The organism is Kribbella polygonati, assembly GCF_050320105.1.
Lineage (GTDB): Bacteria > Actinomycetota > Actinomycetes > Propionibacteriales > Kribbellaceae > Kribbella.
This window is the reverse complement of sequence record NZ_CP190129.1, coordinates 4475323-4492634: the sequence shown is the minus strand read 5'-3', so window position 1 is coordinate 4492634 and position 17312 is coordinate 4475323. Positions and strand designations below refer to the sequence as shown.

Below are 17312 nucleotides of genomic sequence, written 5' to 3'. Positions count from 1 at the left end.
CGAATCGTGGAGGTGCTGTGGTGCCGGACCTCGTCACGATGAGTGCGATCGGGAAGCGGTACGGCGGGGTGCAGGCCTGTGACGGGGTCGACTTCGTGCTCGGGGCCGGTGAGGTGCATGCGCTGCTCGGGGAGAACGGGGCCGGCAAGAGCACGCTGATGAAGATCCTGTCCGGCGACGTCACGGAGTACGCCGGAACCATCGCGATCGACGGCGAGCCCGTGCGGTTCAACGGGCCGACCGACGCGCAGTCCGCGGGGATCGCGATGATCCACCAGGAGCTGGACCTCGTCCCGGCGCTGTCGGTCGCGGACAACATCTTCCTCGGCCGCGAGTTGCGCACGCCGTACCGGACCGTCGACCGGCGCCGGATGGAACGCGCGGCGCGCGAACTCCTCGACCGCGGCGGTGTCAGCCTGGACCCGCGCCGACCGGTCGGCGACCTCCGCGTCGGCGAGCAGCAGCTCGTCACGATCGCGAAGGCGATCTCGCTCGACGCCCGCGTACTGATCATGGACGAGCCGACCTCCGCGCTCACCAGCTCCGAGGTCGAACGGCTCTTCGACGTGATCCGCGAACTCCGGCAGAGCGGCGTCGGCATCGTCTACATCTCGCACCGGATGGAGGAGATCGCCCAGGTCGCCGACCGTGCGACCGTCCTCCGCAACGGCCGGATCGTGACCAGCTTCGACCCCCGCGAACTCAGTACGGCCGAAGTCGTCGAGGCGATGGTCGGCCGCCCGGTGCAGACCATGTTCAGCACCCCCGACAGCGACACCGGCGACGAACTCCTCCGCGTCGAGGACCTCGCCCTGAAGGCGAAGCGCCCGGGTCGCCGGGACCCGGACGGCGTCTCGCTGACCGTCCGCGCCGGCGAGATCGTCGGCCTGGCAGGACTCCTCGGCTCCGGCCGGACCGAACTCCTCGAGACCCTGTACGGCGTCGCGCCCGGCGGCACGCTGACCGGCCGGATTGTCCTGCAGGGCAAGCCGATCCGCCCGCGCAGCCCGCGGCAGGCGCTCGCGCACGGGATCGGCTTCGTCCCGGAGGACCGGCGCGCGTCCGGGCTGGTGCTGTTCCACTCGATCCTCGCGAACACGGTCGTCTCGAGCCTCCCGGCGTACGGCCGGCTCGGGGTGGTCGCGCGCCGGCTGGAGCGGACCGCGTCGGCGTCGATGGCGGACCGGCTGCGGTTGAAGTTCGGGCGGATGCAGGACGAGGTCGGCACGCTGTCCGGCGGCAACCAGCAGAAGGTCGTGTTCGGCCGGATGCTGCTCACCGAGCCGAAGCTGCTGCTCCTCGACGAGCCGACCCGCGGCGTCGACGTCGGCGCGAAGGCCGAGATCTACCGGCTGCTCGGCGAGCTCGCGGCGCAGGGCATCGGCGTACTGCTCGCCTCGTCCGAACTCCCCGAACTGGTGGGGGTCTGCGACCGCGTCGTCGTACTGCGGGACGGGCGCGACGTGGCCTCGTTCAGTACGGCGCACTCGGGCGAGGGGGATCTGCTGGCCGCCGCGATGGGACAAGGAGCGATGCAGTGACGGACGTTGTGCAGGACAAGGTGACCCCGGCTGAGAACACGTCCGTGGCCGCGACACTGTTCCGGTTCCAGAGCGTGTTCGGGCTGATCGCGGTCTTCATCGCCGCGATCGTGTTCTCGCCGCGGAAGAACGGCGAGATCCTGTTCATCAGCGCGGACAACCTGGCGAACGTGGTCCGGGCGATGTCCGAGATCGGGATCATCGCGGTCGGGATGACGTTCGTGATCCTGATCGGCGGGATCGACCTGTCGGTCGGCGCGGTGCTCGGCCTGGCCGCGGTCGGGTCCGCCGTACTGATGGTCGAGGACAACTGGGGATTCCTGCCGTCGGTCGTGCTCGTGCTCGCGATCGGGCTGGTTTTCGGTGCCCTGCAAGGGATCGCGACCGCGATGCTCGGGATCCAGTCGTTCATCGTGACGCTCGCCGGCCTGCAGATCGCCAGAGGCCTGGCCCGGATCTGGTCCGGTGGGCAGGGCGTCGCGATCGCGTACGGCGACGGGCCGAACGAGGCACCGGCGTCCTTCGCGCTGCTCGGCGAACGCACCTTCGGCGGCCTGGTACCGATCCCGGTGATCATCTTCGCCGTGGTCGCGGCCGCCGCGGTGGTGTTCCTCCGGGTCAGCGCGTTCTCCCGGCACCTGTACGCCGTCGGCGGCAACGAGAAGGCCGCGCGGCTGTCCGGCGTACCGGTCGTGCGGGTCAAGGTCGCGGTGTTCGCGATCTGCGGGCTGCTCGCGGCGCTGGCCGGCATCGTGCACGCCGTCCAGCTCAACCAGGGCAGCCCGAACGACGGTATCGGCTACGAGCTGGACGCGATCGCCGCGGTGGTGATCGGCGGTACCAGCCTCGCGGGCGGCCGCGGATCGGTGGCCGGGACGGTGGCCGGCGCGCTGCTGCTCGGCGTACTGAACAACATCCTTGCCCTGAACAACATCGACTCCAACATCCAGCTCCTGATCAAGGGACTGGTGATCGTTGCCGCCGCCGCGCTGCAACGGCTCCGCCCCACGTCGTAAGGAAGGTTTGTCATGAAGTTGCCGCTCGCAGTTGCCGCGGTCGCCGTCCTGGTACTGGCCGGCTGTGGAACCACCAACGAACGAACCGCGGGTTCGTCGCCGGGGGCATCGAAGTCGTGCAAGGGTGCCGACGGCAAGTACACGATCGGGATGAGCCAGGCGAACGTCGCCGAGCCGTACCGGCAGCGGATGGACGACGACATCAAGAACGCGGCCAAGGAGGTGCCGCAGTTCGACGTGAAGTTCGCGGACGCGGCGCAGGACAACGCCAAGCAGGTCGCGGACGTGGAGAACTACATCACCCAGCAGATCGACCTGCTGATCATCAGCCCGAACGAGGCGAAGCCGCTGACCGCGGTGGTGAAGAAGGCCTACGACAAGGGCATCCCGGTGATCGTGCTGGACCGGAAGGTCGAGGGCGACGCGTACACCGGGTTCATCGGCGGCGACAACGTCCAGATCGGGCGCGAGGCCGGCAAGTACATCGCGGAGAAGCTGCTGCCGAACGGCGGGAACGTCGTGGAGCTGAAGGGCCTGGCCGGGGCGACTCCGCAGGCCGAGCGGCACGAGGGGTTCGTCGAGGGGATCAAGGGGAACCCGAAGGTCAAGGTGATCGCGTCGGCGAGCGGTGACTGGCTGCGGGAGAAGGGGCAGTCGCAGATGGACGCGCTGCTGAAGGCGAACCCGAAGATCGACGTGGTGTTCTCGCACAACGACCCGATGGCGGAGGGCGCGTACCTGGCGGCGAAGGCGGTCGGCCGGGAGAAGGAGATGAAGTTCACCGGGATCGACGCGCTGCCGATTCCGTCCGGCGGGATCAAGGCGGTCGAGCAGGGCCGGCTGTCGGCGACGTTCACGTACCCGACGAACGGCAAGGAAGCCATCGCCGCCGCGAAGAAGATCCTGATCGACTGCGGCACCATCGAGAAGACCCAGACCCTCCCGACCCGCCTCATCGACCCGTCCAACGCCGCCAAGATCTACGCCGAGGAAAACCCCAACGGCTGACGAGTTGGGGAGGATTTGCCCCCGGACAGGGAAGAAATCCTCCCCAGCACCAGCAGTCAGCCGCGGAGGGAGCTGGCTCGGGGGATCAGGCGGGCTCCTAGGGTGGTGGCTGTGGGTGGGCGGGTGTTGTCGGCGATTCGGTCCAGCAGGAGGTTGGCGGCTACGGTGCCGAGTTCGTAGGCGGGCTGGGCGACGACTGTGAGGGGTGGGTCCACCAACGCTGCCCACGGGGCGTCGTCGAAGGTGACGACGCCGACGTCTCGGCCTGCCCGAACGCCGCGCTCCTGCAGGGCCTGCAGTACGCCGACCGCCATCGCGTTGTTCGCGATCAGCAGTGCGTCCGGGGGCTCGGGCTGGGCGAGCAGTTCCAGCGCCGCCCGGTGCGCCCCGGTCGCCTTGAACTCGGTCCGCCGGACCAGCTTCGTCGTACGCCGCCGCCCGGCCGCCTTCAGCGCCTCCCGGTATCCGGCCAGCCGGTCGTCCGCGGTCCGCACTCCGGACGGCCCGGTGATGCAGCCGATCCGTTCGTAGCCCTGGGCAACCAAATGCGCGGTCGCCTCGCGGGCCGCGGCCCGGGTGTCGACCAGCACCACGTCGCTGTCCGTCCCCGGCAACGGCCGGTCGACCGCGACGTACGCCGTACCGAGCGCCGCCAGTTGCGCCACCGACGACTCCGGCCCGCTCGGCGACAGGATCACCCCGGCGACCCGCTCCTGCAGTGCGACGTCGAGGTACCGGCGTTCCTTCGCGAGGCTCTCGTCGGAGTTGCACAGGACGACCGAGTACCCGACCTCGTGCGCCACGTCCTCGACCCCGCGGGCGATCGCGGTGAAGAACGGGTTCTCCACGTCGGAGATGATCAGCGCGACCACCGCGGCCTCCTGGCGGCGCAGGTTCCGCGCCGGTCCGTTCGGCCGGTACCCGAGCTCGGCGGCCGCGGTCCGGACCCGCTCGGCGAGGCCGGGATCGACCGTGGGCTTGCCGTTCAGCGCCCGGGACACGGTCGCCGTCGACACCCCGGCGCGCGCGGCCACGTCGCTGACAGTCGGCACGGTCACTCCCTTCCTGCCCGAACAGTAGCGCCTCGGGTAATGGATTACCCGTGTTCTTAACCTACGGAACCGCGACGCCTTACCAGTGACATGAGAGGATCACCCGCGTGACTGCCTTGCCGAGTGTTTCGTACTCCATCACCGTTCGCCTCGAGGTGCCCGCGGGCGGCTCGACGGTGAGCAAGCTGACGACCGCGGTCGAGCAGGCCGGCGGTCTGGTCACCGCGCTCGACGTGACCGCGTCCGGCCACGAGCGGCTGCGGATCGACGTCACCTGTGCCGCGGCCGACACCGAGCACGCCGGCCGCCTGGTCGAGGCGATGCGCGCCGTACCGGGCGTGGAGATCGGCCGGGTCTCGGACCGGACCTTCCTGATGCACCTCGGCGGGAAGATCTCGATGGAGGCCAAGCACCCGATCCGCAACCGTGACGACCTGTCGATGATCTACACCCCGGGCGTCGCGCGGGTCTGCCTGGCGATCGCGAACAACCCCGACGACGCCCGCCGGCTGACCATCAAGCGGAACAGTGTCGCGGTGGTCACGGACGGTTCGGCCGTCCTCGGCCTCGGCAACATCGGCCCGAAGGCCGCGCTGCCGGTGATGGAGGGCAAGGCCGCGCTGTTCAAGCGGTTCGCCGGGATCGACGCCTGGCCGCTGTGCCTGGACACCCAGGATCCCGAGGCGATCATCCAGGTGGTCAAGGCGATCGCGCCCGGGTTCGCCGGCATCAACCTCGAGGACATCTCCGCGCCGCGCTGCTTCGAGATCGAGGCCCGGCTGCGTGAGGAACTGGACATCCCGGTCTTCCACGACGACCAGCACGGTACGGCGGTCGTGGTGCTGGCGGCGCTGTTCAACGCGCTCCGCGTGGTGGGCAAGGACATCGCGAACGTCCGCGTGGTGCTGTCCGGCGCCGGTGCGGCCGGTACGGCGATCCTCAAGCTGCTGCTCGCCGCGGGGGTCAAGGACGCGGTGGTCGCGGACATCGACGGCGTGATCCACACCGAGCGCGACGGCCTGTCGCCGGAGCTGCGCTGGATCGCCGAGAACACCAACGCGGCCAAGTACAGCGGCAACCTGAAGGGCGCGCTGGCCGGTGCCGACGTGTTCATCGGCGTCTCCGCGCCGAACCTGCTGACCGGCGACGACATCGCGACGATGAACGACGACGCGATCGTGTTCGCGCTGGCCAACCCGACGCCCGAGGTCGACCCGGCCGAGGCCGGCGAGCACGCCGCCGTGGTGGCCACCGGCCGCAGCGACTACCCGAACCAGATCAACAACGTGCTGGTCTTCCCCGGGGTGTTCCGCGGTCTGCTCGACGCGCAGTCGTCGAAGGTGTCGGTCGACATGGAGCTCGCGGCCGCGAAGGCGCTCGCCGGTGTGGTCACCGACGAGGAGCTGAACGCGACGTACATCGTGCCGAGCGTCTTCCATCCGGAGGTGCACACCCGGGTCGCGCACGCGGTCCGGGACGCGGCCGGCGGCAAGGCCCCGGCACACGAGAACTTCCCGGACGACGCGCCCGCCCTGTGACGCTCACCACGGAGAACGCCTCCCAGGTCTCGGTCTGGGCCTGGCGGATCGCCTTCGTCGCGGCGGTGGCGCTGCAGCTGTACGGCGTCTACGCGCCGCGCGAGGCCGGTCCGAACCTGGGCATCCCGCAGCTCGACAAGGTCGCGCACTGTGTCCTGTTCGGCGCGGTGGCGTTCACCGGGCTGAAGGCCGGCGTACCGGCGCGCTGGTTGCTCGGGGCACTGGCCGCCAACGCGGTGGTCAGCGAACTCGTGCAGCACTGGTTCCTGCCGCAGCGCGACGGCGACCCGTTCGACACGCTCGCCGACCTGGCCGGTGTCGCGCTGGGTGCCTGGCTGACGACGGTAAAGCGCTCGCGGCTGCCCCGCCGTACGCCATGATGGAGACATGACGGTCTCGACGCTGACCGGATCGCTGCTGGTGGCGACTCCGTTGCTCGACGAGCCGCCGTTCCGTCGGTCGGTGATCCTGCTGCTCGACCACGACGACGACGGCGCGCTCGGGGTGGTGGTGAACCGGGCCGCGGACCTGTCCGTGGACCGGGTGCTGCCGAACTGGTCGACGGCCGTCGACGAGCCCGGCGTGCTGTTCATGGGCGGCCCGGTCGGCACCGACAGCGCGCTCGCGGTCGCCGAGGTGGTCGCGGACACCGACCCGCCCGGCTGGCGGGAGTGCTACGGACGGATCGGGCTGGTCGACCTCGACGTACCGCCGGAGCTGCTCGAGGGCGCGATCACCCGGATGCGGATCTTCGCCGGGTACGCGGGCTGGTCCAGCGGCCAGCTCGAGGGCGAGATCGCCGAGGGTGCCTGGTACGTCGTGGAGTCGGAACCGGCGGACGTGTTCGGCCACGACCCGGACACGCTGTGGCGGCGGGTGCTCCGCCGCCAGAACGACCAGATGGCCTACGTGTCGACCTACCCCGACGACCCGACGCAGAACTGAGGACTACTCGTCGCCGTCGCCGTCGTCACCGGGGTTGAGCGAGTCCCAGATCTCCTTGCACTCCGGGCAGACCGGGAAACGCTGTGGGTCGCGGCTCGGCACCCACACCTTGCCGCAGAGCGCGACCACCGGCGTGCCCATCACCATCGCCTCGGTCAGCTTGTCCTTCGGCACGTAGTGCGAGAACCGCTCGTGATCGCCTGGCTCGGCCGGCGAGGTCTGGGTCCGCTCGTCGACAACCGTCTCCGCGCCGGGGGTCAGCTGAGTACTCATACCCCCGAGTGTAGGACGTGTCACCAGCCGGCCCGGAACTTTCTCCACAGATCGCCCGTACCCCGACACGGCACCCCGCAGTTGTCACGTGCGTCAGGTAACCTTCCTGCCCGGCACACTGTCGACCTTCGGGGGAGTAGCTGTCTGTGGATTCGCACGTGCCGGCCAATCCTGCTGTCCTGCCACCGGCCTATCCGGACCGCGCGGCGTGGGGTACCGCGAGCAAGCTGCGCGCCTGGCAGGCCGAAGCGCTGCAGCAGTACCTGGACACCAACCCGCGGGACTTCCTCGCGGTCGCGACGCCGGGCGCCGGTAAGACGACGTTCGCGCTGACCGTCGCCGCCGAGCTGCTGCACCGGCGGGTGATCGAGCGGATCACCGTGGTGACGCCGACCGAGCACCTCAAGGTGCAGTGGGCCGACGCCGCGGACCGGGCCGGGATCGCCATCGACCCCGCGTTCGCCGGGCGCCGCGGCAAGACCAACAAGGACTACCAGGGCGTCGCGGTGACGTACGCCGGGATCGCCGTGAACCCGCTGGCCTTCCGGGTCCGGACCGAGCGGTTCAAGACCCTGGTGATCCTCGACGAGGTGCACCACGGCGGCGACGCGCTGAGCTGGGGCGACGGCGTCCGGGAGGCGTTCGAGCCCGCCGCGCGCCGGCTCTGCCTGACCGGTACGCCGTTCCGCAGCGACGACAACCCGATCCCGTTCGTCACCTACGAGGAGGGCCACGACGGCGTCGCCCGGAGCAGGGCGGACTACACCTACGGGTACGGTCACGCGCTCCGCGACCACGTCGTACGGCCGGTCATCTTCATGTCGTACTCCGGGGAGATGCGCTGGCGGACCAAGGCCGGCGACGAGGTCGCGGCGCGGCTCGGCGAACCGTTGACGAAGGACCTGACCGCGCAGGCGCTGCGGACCGCCTTGGACCCGGCCGGCGAGTGGATGGGCGCCGTCCTCGCGGCCGCGGACAAGCGGCTGACCGAGGTGCGGCGGCACATGCCGGACGCCGGCGCGCTGGTCATCTCCGGCGACCAGAACACGGCCCGCGCGTACGCGAAGACGCTCCGCGAGCTCACCGGGGAGGCGCCGACGGTCGTGCTGTCGGACGAGAAGGCGGCGAGCAAGAAGATCGCCAAGTTCGCCGAGGACGAGTCGCGCTGGATGGTCGCCGTCCGGATGGTGTCCGAGGGCGTCGACGTACCGCGGCTGGCGGTCGGGGTGTACGCGACGCCGACCTCGACGCCGCTGTTCTTCGCCCAGGCCGTGGGACGTTTCGTGCGGGCCCGGAAGCGGGGTGAGACGGCGTCGGTGTTCGTGCCGTCGGTGACCCGGCTGCTCGGGTTCGCGGCCGAGATGGAGGTCGAGCGCGACCACGTGCTCGGCCGGAAGAACAGCAACGAGGACGGCGACATCTTCGCGCTCGAGGACGACCTGCTGAAGCAGGCGAACCAGGCCGAGGGCGCCAGCGACGAGCTCGAGGGGAACTTCGAGGCGCTCGGGTCGGACGCCAGCTTCGATCGGGTCGTGTTCGACGGCGGCGACTACGGCACCGGCGGCGAGAACGCGTCCGACGAGGAGCTGGACTTCCTCGGGCTGCCGGGATTGCTGGAGCCGGACCAGGTTCGCGAGCTGCTGCACAAGCGGCAGCAGAAGTCGCTGGCGGCGCAGAAGAAGTCCTCGCGGCCGGCCGACCGCGAGGACCCGACGCCGACCGAGCTGGCCACCCACGAGCAGATCGCGCTGCTCCGCCGCGACCTGAACGGCCTGGTCGCCGCCTGGCACCACCGAACCGGCCAGCCGCACGGTGTCATCCACAACGACCTGCGGCGCAAGCTCGGCGGGCCGGCCGCGGCGCACGCGTCGTCGATCCAGCTGAAGGAGCGGATCGAGCTGATCCGCGACTGGGCCACCCAGCGCCGCGCCTGACCGCCAGGTGAACCCCGAGGCCCAGCACCCCGCCCGAGGTGCTGGGCCTCAGTCCATCAGGGGCGGTACACGTGCACGTAGTCGATCTGCATCGACTCCGACGTCACGGTGGGTGCGATCTTCCCGAACACGAACAGGTCCAGGATCAGCGCGTCGCCGGTGCCGGCGTACGCGCCCTGGCGACACACCTCCTTGCCGTCGAGGTACCAGACCGTCTGGTCCGATCCGAGCCGCTCGGCGATCGTGTGCCAGTCGGTGGTGAGGTCGGCCGGCGCCTCGTACTTGCAGCTGCCGCCGGGGGACTGGTGGTTCGTCAGGTACAGCGTGTTGTGGTTGTCGCTGTAGAACTCGTACGTGTCCTGCTCGTTCGAACCGTTGCCGTTCCAGGTCCACGTCGACGGCCAGAAACCCTGCGCCGACGGGAGCTTCAGCCGCGTCTCGACGTAGTCACCGGGCTGTACGGCGAACGAGTTCGACGGCTCGTGCCCGCACGCCTGACCGGTGGTGATCAGTGCGCCCGACCACTCGTAGCCCGGGGCCGGGTTGTTCTTCGTCGCCGTCATCGTCAGCTTGCCGTCGCGCACCGACAGCGCGTCCCAGGTGTGCCACTCGAGCTGGTCGTTGCTCTTGTTCCCGAGGCACTGGTCGCCCTCGGCGTTGGAGTGGATCGCCCACTTGGTGCGGTCGATCGACGTCCCGTCGAAGTCGTCGGCGAACACCAGCTTGCCGGGTTCAGCGGCGTCGGCCGCGCGGAGGGGGATGACCAGCAGTCCGAGTACCACCACAGCCGTAAGTAACTTACGCATCAGGCAACCCTCTCCGTCGGAAAAGAACGGATCAAACAGTCGCTTGATCAGGGCTTGGTTGTCAACTCCTGCGTACCGATCACGTCCAGCAGCCGGATCGCCTGGTCCGACGGCGATCCCGGCTCGGCCGTGTACAGCACCACGCGCTGGTCGCGTTCGGGGACCACGAGCACCTCGCAGATCACGTCGATCCGGCCGACCCGCGGGTGGAAGATCGTCTGGCACAACGACTGCTGCCGGCCCACCTCGTGCCGCGCCCAGATCGCCGCGAACTCGCGGCTGCCGTGCCGCAGGTCGTCGACCAGGCGCACGAGGTCGGGGTCGTCCGGGTACGTGCTGGTCGCCGCCCGCAGGTCCGCCGCGGCCTCGCGGGCGAACTCGCGGGTCGCCTCCGCGCCGAACAACTCCGTCTGCCGGTCGGTCAGGAACCGCAGCCGCAGCAGGTTCCGCTCCCGCGGCGGGATCGCCGAGAAGTCCGTGATCAGCGCGGCCGCCAACGGATTCCACGCCAGTACGTCGTACTTCGCGTCCAGGACCAGCCCCGGTACGTCCAGCCGCGCGAGCATCCGCAGTACGCCGGAACGCACGTCCGCGGGCGGCCCCGGTGGCGGCCCGGGCTGCTCGCCGGCCAGCCGGAACAGGTGGTCGCGCTCGACGTCGGACAGCCGCAGCGCGCGGGCGAGGCCGGTCAGCACCGGGCGCGACGGGCGCGGGCCGCGGGCCTGTTCGAGGCGCGTGTAGTAGTCGGTCGACATGGTCGCGAGGCTCGCCACCTCCTCGCGGCGGAGGCCCGGGGTACGGCGGCGCAGTCCGGCGGGGAGGCCGACATCGGACGGTTGCAGGGCCTCCCGGCGTACCCGGAGGAACTCCGCCAGCGCGTCGCGATCCACGGTCCCAGGATCGCAGGCGGGCTCGGGCGGTAGCCAGGGACTGCCGGTCCCAGGGTCAGCTCGCTCTGCCGCGGGCGGCGCGGGGGCCGCAGCGTTGAGGGCATGAACACGAACAAGGTCGCGCTCGTCACGGGCGCCAACAAGGGCATCGGCAAGGAGATCGCGCGGCAGCTGGGGGCGCTCGGATTCACCGTGCTGGTCGGGTCACGCGATGTGGAGCGCGGTGCGGTCGCGGTCAAGGAGCTGGTTGCCGAGGGCCTCAATGCGGTCGCGCTGGCCGTGGAGGTGACGTCGCCGGAGTCGGTCGGTGCGGCTGCTGCGGCGGTCGAGGCTGCTTACGGGCGGCTCGACGTACTCGTGAACAACGCGGCGATCATCCCGGAGGGGGACGGCGCGGTGTCGGAGGTGGCGGGCGACGTACTGCGGTCCGCGTTCGAGACGAACGTGATCGGGCTGGTCGGGGTGACGCAGGCGTTCCTGCCACTGCTGCGCCGGGCCGAGCGGGCGCGGGTGGTGAACCTGTCGACGTCGCTGGCGTCGTTCGCGCAGGTCGGGGATCCGGAGTCGCGGATGTCGACGGTGCTGACGCTCGGGTACAACTCGTCGAAGGCCGCGGTGAACATGGTCACGGTGATGCTCGCCAACGAGTTGCGCGGCACCGGCATCCTCGTCAACGCCGCCGACCCCGGCAACTGCGCGACGGACATGGGCGGCTGGACGGCGGCTCGCACCCCCGCCCAGGGCGCGGCTGTCGCCGTCGGCCTGGCAACGCTGGACGGGGACGGTCCCACCGGGCAGGTCTACGCGGAGGAGGGGCGCCTGCCCTGGTGACGCGCCTTCGCCGCCCCGGGTGTTGACGCCGTCGAGGGGCGCGGCGCGCCCCGCCGTTCGTGGGGTCAGACGATGGCGCCGGACCAGGCGAGAGCCTGCTTGAGGAGTTGGCCGCGACCGCCTTCGAGGTCGTTGAGGAGGCTGGGGGACAAGGCCTCCTCGGGGGTCAGCCACGTCAGCTCCAGGGCGTCCTGGCGTGGGTTGCACTCGCCGGTGACCGGTACGACGTACACCAGTGCGACGGCGTGCTGGCGCGGGTCGTGCAGCGGGGTCATCCCGGGGAACGGGAAGTACTCCGCGACGGTCACCGGCACCAGCGTCGCGGGCAGCCGCGGGAACGCCGCCGGGCCGAGGTCCTTCTCGATGTTGCGCTGCAGCGCGTCCCGGATCGACTCGTTGTGCAGCACCCGGCCGGAGACCAGCGTGCGGGTGATCTCACCGGTCGCGGGGGAGGTCCGGAGCAGTACTCCGATGTGCTCGATCTGCCCGAGCGTGTCGACCCGCGCCGGCACCGCCTCGACGTACAGGATCGGCACCCGCGTCCGGGTCTCGGCCAGCGCGAACTCGGACAGCCAGCCCGGATTGGGGTCAGGCGTTTGCACAGACGACGTCATGGGCCCATCTTTGCTTACGGCCTGAAAGCACTCCGGTACTGGGAGGGGCTGAGGCCGAACGTCGAGCGAAATCTCCGGGTCGCGTGGCTCGGGTCGTGCCAGCCGACCATCGCCCCGACGGTCGCCACCGGGAGCTCGGTCTCGATCAGCAGGCCGGCGGCTCGCTCGGCGCGGATGCGGTTCAGGTACGCCATCGGGGACATGCCGACGCTCTTCCCGAAGAGCCGGATCAGGTACCCGGGCGCGAGGTTGACGCGAGCCCCCAACTGTTCGAGGGTCCACGCCTCAGCCAGATCGGCCTCCAGCACCCGCATCGCATGCTGGACCGCGGGGTGGACAGCGGTCTGCAAGCTGCCACCGCCCGGGACGAGCGCGCCGGACAGCAAGCCGAACACATCGGGTCCCAGGTACGCGTTGCGGACCACCAGGCCGTCGCACTCGACGTACCCGTGCCACTCGCCCGGCCGGATCACCACCACCGAGTCCGGCCCCAGCTCCACCTCGCCGGCCGCCGACACATGCGTCCCGCGGCCCGCGACCACCACCGCGATCTCGAAGAACGCGTGGCTGTGCATCGCCACGTCCGCGACCACCTCGATCCGCTCGCCCGCCACCGGCAGCCGCAGATCCGGGAACACCGCACTGCTCAGCACGTTGTGCACAGTCCTCCAAGGAGGTGAATTTCGGACAACCCGAGGTCAACCACATCCTGTCCCCGCCGCCCCCGCCCCGCGACCCTGGAATCACCTTCCAGTACGACGGAATCCGAGGAGCAACCCGATGACCACCACCGACCCTACGGCACCCGCGACCCTCGACGACGAGACGATTTCCGCCTACCGCCGGGACGGCGTCGTCCGGATCCGGAACATCATCGGCCGCGACGAGGCCGCCCGGTTCGCGGCCGCGGCGACCGAGTGGACCGCGAACGCGAACGACAACTTCGAGGGCTCGAAGATCTTCAACCAGTACGTCAACGTCTGGCGGCAGAACGACGTACTGCGGGAGCTCACCCTGGACCCGCGTCTCGCCGCCGCCGCGACCGCGCTGGCCGGCGTACCGGTCCGGATCTGGCACGACCAGCTGCTGATCAAGCCCCCGCACAACGGCGCCGCGACCGAGTTCCACCAGGACGCGCCGTACTGGCCGCACGCCGGCTCCCGCGCCTCGCTGTCCGCCTGGATCGCGCTCGTCGACGTACCGGTCGAGCGTGGCTGCATGACCTTCATCCCCGGCTCGCAGAACCACCAGGACCTGCGCAGCCAGGACCTGTCCGACCGCGACGACATGTTCCGCGCGGCACCCGACCTGCGCTGGGAGGAACGGCTGACGATCCCGCTGCAGGCCGGCGACTGCACCTTCCACAACGCGTACCTGGCGCACTCCGCGACCCCGAACCTGACCGACGACCCGCGGATCGCGCACGTCAACATCTACATCGACGCGGAGGCGACGTACACCGGCGGCGGCCACGTCGTCACCGACGGCCTCGGCCTGACCGTCGGCGCACCGCTCGACCACGAGATCTTCCCGGCGGTTTGACTTTGCATGACGTGACATAAGTTGGCTGCGTGCGTCTGCTCACCGACATCCGCCCGCTGCGTGAGTCCGCCGACTTCCGGAGGTTGTGGATCGGGTCGACGGTGTCGCAGCTCGGTCAGCAGATGACCGCGGTGACGGTCTCGATCCAGGTGTACGCGCTGACGCACTCCACGTTCGCGGTCGGGCTGGTCGGGCTCTGCTCGCTGGTCCCGCTGATCGTGTTCGGGCTGTACGGCGGTGCGATGGCCGACGCGATCGACCGCCGTACGCTCGCGCTCGTCTCGTCGACCGGGCTGTGGCTGCTCTCGATGGTGCTGGTCCTGCAGTCGCACCTCGACTGGGGACAGGTCGGGGTGCTGTACGGCGTGGTCGCCTGCCAGTCGGCGTGCTTCGCGGTGAACAACCCGGCCCGGTCCGCGATCATCCCGCGGCTGATCCGGCCCGAGCTGCTGCCGGCCGCGAACACGCTCAGCCAGGCCGCGTTCAACCTGGGCTTCACCGCCGGGCCGCTGCTCGGTGCGGCGGTGATCGCCTGGCAGGGTTTCGCGGCCGCCTACTTGGTCGACGTCGTGACCTTTACCGCGGCGCTGTACGCGCTGTTCCGGCTGCCTCCGGTGCCGCCGACCGGCGAGGTACGGCGGGCCGGGCTGCGGTCGGTGCTCGAGGGGTTCACGTTCCTGCGCGCGGCGCCGGCGTTGCTGGCGACGTTCCTCGCGGACATCCTCGCGATGGTGTTCGCGCAGCCGCGGGCGCTGTTCCCGGCGGTGGCCGGGGCGTTCTTCGGCGGCGGCGTACGGACCGTCGGCGTCCTGCAGGCCGCGCCCGCGCTCGGGGCGCTGGTCGGGGTGCTGTTCTCCGGGTGGGTGACCCGGGTCCGCCGTCAGGGCGTGGCGATCGTGCTCGCGATCACGGCGTACGCCGCGGCCGTCGGGCTGTTCGGGCTGTCCCGGACGATCTGGCTGGGCGTCGCGCTGCTGGCGATGTCCGGGGCGGCCGACATGGTGAGTTCGGCGTACCGGAACACCGTGCTGCAGTCCGCGGCGCCGGACGCGATGCGCGGGCGGCTGCAGGGCGTGTTCATCGTGGTGGTCGCGGGCGGGCCGCGGCTCGGCGACTTCGTCGTCGGTACGACGTCCTCGCTGACCAGCCCGACCGTCGCGCTGCTCGGCGGCGCCGCGGTCTGCGTCACCGGGCTGCTGATCCTGCTCGCCCGGAACCGGCCGTTCCGCGAGTACGACGCGCGGACCCGGGCGCTGAGCTGACGCCGGTCAGCCGCCGGTGGCGAGCTTCTTCAGCACGGTGAACCAGGAGTCCATGTCGGGGTTCACCTCGGTCATCTCCTTGCCGCCGACCGTGACGATCTTGCGGTCGCCGAGCGGCTTCTTCAGCTTGATCGGGGTCAGCGAGATGTTGCTGTCCGGCGGGCACGGTACGTCGCTGTCCAGGTAGATCTTGATCTCGGCGTCGGACTGCTCGACCCGCAGATCGCTCACGCACTTGCCGCCGGCCGGGACCAGCAGGTTCGCCTCGTCGTACTTCGGGGCGTTCTGGATCCACTTCAGGTACTTCGGCCGGCTGCCCTTCACGAGCTGGTAGTACTGCAGCGGCTGCGGGGACTTCTCCTCCGCCATACCGGTGCCGTCGCCGAGGAACGTGCCGTAGATCATCTCGTAGCACGGGTCCTTGGTGTCCGGGCCGTCGATCGCGCCGAACGCGCGGGCCGCCTTGTAGCAGCCGACCGCCTCGCGGTTCAGCGAGACGTTGAAGCCGACGATCGCGAGCGCGCCGACCACCATCGAGATCGCCAGCATCCGGCGCGACCGCAGCTGCTGCGGACCCAGTACGCCGGCCGCTCGGCGGGCCTCCTCCGGCGTGGCGTCGGCCGGCAGCGGCGCACTGCGGAACAGCGCCATGATCGAGCTCGTCCACTGCGGGTTGATGATGGTCGGAACGGCGTAGACCAGAATCAGACCCACGATCACGAGGACGGCGGGGAGCAGCGACCAGTAATTTCGCACGGCAGCAAGATACGGGGCCATCGGGCCGTGCCCGAATAGCGGATACTCTTGCTGGGTGCCAGCCGAGACCTCGCAGACGCTCGACCGGGGACTCACCGTCCTCGAGTTGCTGGCGGACGCCCCGGACGGGCTCTCCATCACCGAGCTCGCGGCGGCGCTGGGGGTCAGTCGGACGGTGGTGTACCGCCTGGTGAACACGCTGGAGCTGCACCGCTTGGTGCGGCGGGACAGCGAAGGACGGGCCCGGCTCGGGCTCGCCGTACTCCACTACAGCCGACGGGTGCAGCCCACGCTGCGTGATGCCGCACTTCCGGTACTGCGGTCGCTCGCCGAGGACACGGGCGCTACCGCGCACCTGACCGTCGCGGACGGTGAGGAGGCGCTAGCGATCGCGGTGGTCGAGCCGAGCTGGACCGACTACCACGTGTCGTACCGCATGGGCTCCCGCCACGCCCTCGACCAAGGCGCAGCCGGCAAAGCCATCCTCGCCGGCCGCCGCAAGCCCGACCCCGCCGGCCGCCCCTTCGTAGTAACCGCCGGCGAACTCCAGGCCGGCGCCCAAGGTGTGTCCTCGCCGGTGTTGGGCGTCCCCGGCGTAGAAGCCTCCATCGGCGTAGTAGTCCTGGGCAAACTGGACCGCGACTTCGTAGGCCCGCGAGTAGCCCGAGCCGCAGTCGAGGTCGCCAAACGCCTTGCCTGACGACCGCACCAAGAGCTGACAGGTGCTGCTCTGGGTGGGGGATGACGGGCTGACAGGTGCTGCTCCGTGTGGGGGGATGACGGGCTGACGGGTGCTGCTGTGGGCTGAGAGCGGACTGGCCGGGGCGCCTGGTCAGCCCGGTCGCGGTGCAGCGCCATTTGACGTGCGACGGCGCTGGTAGCACACCATGCTCCGCGGACCACGCCTGCGAGAGCGCACAGGGCGTGGCGTGCCCCGACTGTGCGGGCGATCAATCCGGCCGTGCGTCGGCTGTGCTGGTGAGAGGCCGAGTGTGTGCCGGCGGTGGTGGTGAAGGGCCGAGTGTGTGCCGGCGGTGGTGGTGAAGGGCCGAGTGTGTGCCGGCGGTGGTGGTGAAGGGCCGAGTGTGTGCCGGCGGTGGTGGTGAAGGGCCGAGTGTGTGCCGGCGGTGGTGGTGAAGGGCCGAGTGTGTGCCGGCGGTGGTGGTGAACGGCCGAGTGTGTGCCGGCGGTGGTGGTGAACGGCCGAGTGTGTGCCGGCGGTGGTGGTGAACGGCCGAGTGTGTGCCGGCGGTGCTGGTGAACGGCCGAGTGTGTGCCGGCGGTGCTGGTGAAGGCTGAGCGTG

Annotated in this window: 18 protein-coding genes; 11 read left to right on the top strand and 7 right to left on the bottom strand. The window is 70.4% G+C overall.

Going from position 1 to position 17312, the window contains the following annotated elements; translation table 11 throughout:
• Positions 1-20: 20 nt before the first annotated feature.
• The 3 genes from ACQHIV_RS21285 to ACQHIV_RS21275 are packed head-to-tail and all read left to right on the top strand — an operon-like array spanning position 21 to position 3565.
• Entirely contained in the window at positions 21-1541 is a 1521-nt protein-coding gene (locus ACQHIV_RS21285; protein ID WP_427884725.1) for a sugar ABC transporter ATP-binding protein, read from the top strand.
• Positions 1538-2557 (top strand): ABC transporter permease, encoded by a 1020-nt coding sequence (locus tag ACQHIV_RS21280; RefSeq protein WP_427884724.1) that lies wholly within the window; start codon positions 1538-1540, stop codon positions 2555-2557. The genes ACQHIV_RS21285 and ACQHIV_RS21280 overlap by 4 nt, the downstream gene beginning before the upstream one ends.
• Positions 2558-2569: 12 nt before the next feature.
• Positions 2570-3565: a substrate-binding domain-containing protein gene (locus tag ACQHIV_RS21275; protein WP_427884723.1), complete on the top strand. Its 996-nt coding sequence runs from the start codon at positions 2570-2572 to the stop codon at positions 3563-3565.
• Positions 3566-3621: 56 nt separating this feature from the next.
• On the opposite strand, the gene ACQHIV_RS21270 is transcribed toward ACQHIV_RS21275, so the two are convergent.
• The gene (locus tag ACQHIV_RS21270; protein ID WP_427884722.1) at positions 3622-4617 is read right to left on the bottom strand and encodes a LacI family DNA-binding transcriptional regulator; all 996 of its coding nucleotides are present in this window, start codon (positions 4615-4617) and stop codon (positions 3622-3624) included.
• 107 nt (positions 4618-4724) lie between these two features.
• Here ACQHIV_RS21270 and ACQHIV_RS21265 point away from each other — a divergent pair, with 107 nt between their 5' ends.
• Genes ACQHIV_RS21265 through ACQHIV_RS21255 form a run of 3 tightly spaced genes read left to right on the top strand, consistent with a single transcriptional unit; the run spans position 4725 to position 7100 of the window.
• On the top strand, positions 4725-6155 hold the full coding sequence (locus ACQHIV_RS21265) for an NAD-dependent malic enzyme (RefSeq protein ID WP_427884721.1): 1431 nt from the start codon (positions 4725-4727) through the stop codon (positions 6153-6155).
• On the top strand, positions 6152-6535 hold the full coding sequence (locus tag ACQHIV_RS21260; RefSeq protein ID WP_427884720.1) for a VanZ family protein: 384 nt from the start codon (positions 6152-6154) through the stop codon (positions 6533-6535). The genes ACQHIV_RS21265 and ACQHIV_RS21260 overlap by 4 nt, the downstream gene beginning before the upstream one ends.
• Before the next feature lie 7 nt (positions 6536-6542).
• The gene (locus ACQHIV_RS21255) at positions 6543-7100 is read left to right on the top strand and encodes a YqgE/AlgH family protein (RefSeq protein ID WP_380191455.1); all 558 of its coding nucleotides are present in this window, start codon (positions 6543-6545) and stop codon (positions 7098-7100) included.
• Positions 7101-7103: 3 nt separating this feature from the next.
• On the opposite strand, the gene ACQHIV_RS21250 is transcribed toward ACQHIV_RS21255, so the two are convergent.
• Positions 7104-7373 (bottom strand): DUF3039 domain-containing protein, encoded by a 270-nt coding sequence (locus ACQHIV_RS21250; RefSeq protein WP_380191453.1) that lies wholly within the window; start codon positions 7371-7373, stop codon positions 7104-7106.
• A 146-nt stretch (positions 7374-7519) separates the two neighbouring features.
• Between ACQHIV_RS21250 and ACQHIV_RS21245 the strand changes: the two genes are divergently transcribed.
• Entirely contained in the window at positions 7520-9307 is a 1788-nt protein-coding gene (locus ACQHIV_RS21245; RefSeq protein ID WP_427884719.1) for a DEAD/DEAH box helicase, read from the top strand.
• 56 nt (positions 9308-9363) lie between these two features.
• On the opposite strand, the gene ACQHIV_RS21240 is transcribed toward ACQHIV_RS21245, so the two are convergent.
• Positions 9364-10113 (bottom strand): glycoside hydrolase family 16 protein, encoded by a 750-nt coding sequence (locus ACQHIV_RS21240; protein ID WP_427884718.1) that lies wholly within the window; start codon positions 10111-10113, stop codon positions 9364-9366.
• A gap of 47 nt (positions 10114-10160) precedes the next feature.
• Positions 10161-11003: a helix-turn-helix transcriptional regulator gene (locus ACQHIV_RS21235; protein WP_427884717.1), complete on the bottom strand. Its 843-nt coding sequence runs from the start codon at positions 11001-11003 to the stop codon at positions 10161-10163.
• 102 nt (positions 11004-11105) lie between these two features.
• On the opposite strand from ACQHIV_RS21235, the gene ACQHIV_RS21230 reads away from it, so the two are divergent.
• Positions 11106-11834 carry an SDR family NAD(P)-dependent oxidoreductase gene (locus tag ACQHIV_RS21230; RefSeq protein ID WP_427884716.1) on the top strand — a complete coding sequence of 243 codons (729 nt, stop codon included), beginning with the start codon at positions 11106-11108 and terminating at the stop codon, positions 11832-11834.
• A gap of 65 nt (positions 11835-11899) precedes the next feature.
• Here the strand turns inward: ACQHIV_RS21230 and ACQHIV_RS21225 are convergent, their stop codons facing one another.
• The gene (locus ACQHIV_RS21225) at positions 11900-12448 is read right to left on the bottom strand and encodes an NUDIX hydrolase family protein (protein ID WP_427884715.1); all 549 of its coding nucleotides are present in this window, start codon (positions 12446-12448) and stop codon (positions 11900-11902) included.
• 14 nt (positions 12449-12462) lie between these two features.
• Positions 12463-13101, bottom strand: coding sequence for an AraC family transcriptional regulator (locus ACQHIV_RS21220; RefSeq protein ID WP_427884714.1), 639 nt, complete (start codon positions 13099-13101; stop codon positions 12463-12465).
• Between the two features lie 127 nt (positions 13102-13228).
• On the opposite strand from ACQHIV_RS21220, the gene ACQHIV_RS21215 reads away from it, so the two are divergent.
• Positions 13229-13990, top strand: a complete 762-nt coding sequence (locus ACQHIV_RS21215) for a phytanoyl-CoA dioxygenase family protein (protein WP_427884713.1) — start codon at positions 13229-13231, stop codon at positions 13988-13990.
• 29 nt (positions 13991-14019) lie between these two features.
• Positions 14020-15252 carry an MFS transporter gene (locus ACQHIV_RS21210; protein ID WP_427884712.1) on the top strand — a complete coding sequence of 411 codons (1233 nt, stop codon included), beginning with the start codon at positions 14020-14022 and terminating at the stop codon, positions 15250-15252.
• Between the two features lie 6 nt (positions 15253-15258).
• Here ACQHIV_RS21210 and ACQHIV_RS21205 read toward each other — a convergent pair whose 3' ends face one another.
• The gene (locus ACQHIV_RS21205; RefSeq protein WP_427884711.1) at positions 15259-16008 is read right to left on the bottom strand and encodes a hypothetical protein; all 750 of its coding nucleotides are present in this window, start codon (positions 16006-16008) and stop codon (positions 15259-15261) included.
• A gap of 55 nt (positions 16009-16063) precedes the next feature.
• On the opposite strand from ACQHIV_RS21205, the gene ACQHIV_RS21200 reads away from it, so the two are divergent.
• Positions 16064-16708: an IclR family transcriptional regulator gene (locus ACQHIV_RS21200; protein WP_209698258.1), complete on the top strand. Its 645-nt coding sequence runs from the start codon at positions 16064-16066 to the stop codon at positions 16706-16708.
• Positions 16709-17312: the final 604 nt, after the last annotated feature.

Excerpts from the sequence above, each read along its gene's own strand:
- ACQHIV_RS21240 (WP_427884718.1), bottom strand. The coding sequence starts at position 10,113 with ATGCGTAAGTTACTTACGGCTGTGGTGGTACTCGGACTGCTGGTCATC.
- ACQHIV_RS21255 (WP_380191455.1), top strand. The coding sequence starts at position 6,543 with ATGACGGTCTCGACGCTGACCGGATCGCTGCTGGTGGCGACTCCGTTG.
- ACQHIV_RS21215 (WP_427884713.1), top strand. The coding sequence starts at position 13,229 with ATGACCACCACCGACCCTACGGCACCCGCGACCCTCGACGACGAGACG.
- ACQHIV_RS21230 (WP_427884716.1), top strand. The coding sequence starts at position 11,106 with ATGAACACGAACAAGGTCGCGCTCGTCACGGGCGCCAACAAGGGCATC.
- ACQHIV_RS21250 (WP_380191453.1), bottom strand. The coding sequence starts at position 7,373 with ATGAGTACTCAGCTGACCCCCGGCGCGGAGACGGTTGTCGACGAGCGG.
- ACQHIV_RS21275 (WP_427884723.1), top strand. The coding sequence starts at position 2,570 with ATGAAGTTGCCGCTCGCAGTTGCCGCGGTCGCCGTCCTGGTACTGGCC.
- ACQHIV_RS21225 (WP_427884715.1), bottom strand. The coding sequence starts at position 12,448 with ATGACGTCGTCTGTGCAAACGCCTGACCCCAATCCGGGCTGGCTGTCC.